General features: G+C 61.4%; 1 protein-coding gene. It reads right to left on the reverse strand.

All coding sequences use genetic code 11. The features are described from left to right. Positions 1-21: 21 nt before the first annotated feature. Complete coding sequence (locus NKH03_RS34745; RefSeq protein WP_352973346.1) at positions 22-954, reverse strand: IS110 family RNA-guided transposase; 933 nt, start codon at positions 952-954, stop codon at positions 22-24. Positions 955-1,033 lie beyond the last annotated feature (79 nt).

Below are 1,033 nucleotides of genomic sequence, written 5' to 3' on the forward strand. Positions count from 1 at the left end.
GTCGCGGCATGGCAACTGTGTTCATGCGAAAGCTTTTTTGTCTCGAATGATGGCGTTTAGGACGACGAGAAGCTTCCTTGCGACGGCGATGATAGCCAGCTTCTTGGATCCTGAGCGGGCTGCGATGGCGCTGTAGAAAACTCTGAAGCGCTCGCAGGCTCGGATGGCGCCGAGCGCTGCCATGTAGAGGGCCCGGCGCACGCGCGCTCGGCCGCCCTGGATCTGGCTCCTGCGGTTGAGCTTGCCGCTCTTGTTGTCGAAGGGAGCAAGGCCCGCGAGCGCCGCTATCGACTTGGGGGTTCGCAGGCCGAGTTCGGGCAGGTGCGCCAGCAGAGAGAACGCAGTGACCTTGGAGACACCGGGCACGGAGACCATCAGCGTGTTGTCGCGGGCAGTATCCTCGGTTTGGCGAATGACTTCGGCGATCCGGGCTTCGAGCGCCTTGATGCGCGTGTTGAAGGTTGCGATCAGCTCTTCGAACTCGGTGATGACGGTCTCGTCGAAAGCCTCACTGAGCTGCTTCTTCAACTTTGCCCTGATCTCGACCAGTTGGTCGCGCAGGCGGGCAAGTGATTGAAGCCGCTCACCTTCCTCGCGCGGCGCCGGCTCGGCTTCAGGGTGGTAGCGACGACCATAGCCGCTCAGCATCCTGGCATCGAGACGATCGGTCTTGGCGCGCCGCGCCGTCGACCTCGCATAGTGGTGAGTGTGCGCCGGATTGTGTCGCGAGAAAGCAACGCCGGCCTTGGCCAACGCATGGCGCAGCAGCCGGTCATGGACCCCTGTCGCCTCCATGACGACGAAGTCACGGCCAGGGTGAAGGCCTGTCACATAGGCAGCGATCGCTTCGATCTGGTTGTCGATGCGCTGGCAACGACCGCTTGCTTCATCAAAAAAGTCGAGCCACTGCTTGGAAATGTCGCAGCCGACGTAGTTCTGCATTATCATGTCCATGCCTCTTCCTGTGGTGCGGGGTCTGCTGCTAACAGCCCCGTGCAACTGTTCAGGTTGATGGTTCACCGGTGGGAAGGGA

Source organism: Mesorhizobium sp. M1406 (assembly GCF_040317555.1).
In the GTDB taxonomy this organism is placed as follows: domain Bacteria; phylum Pseudomonadota; class Alphaproteobacteria; order Rhizobiales; family Rhizobiaceae; genus Mesorhizobium.

Bases quoted from the DNA above. Each gene is read 5' to 3' on its own strand.
- NKH03_RS34745 (WP_352973346.1), bottom strand. From the start codon at position 954: ATGGACATGATAATGCAGAACTACGTCGGCTGCGACATTTCCAAGCAG.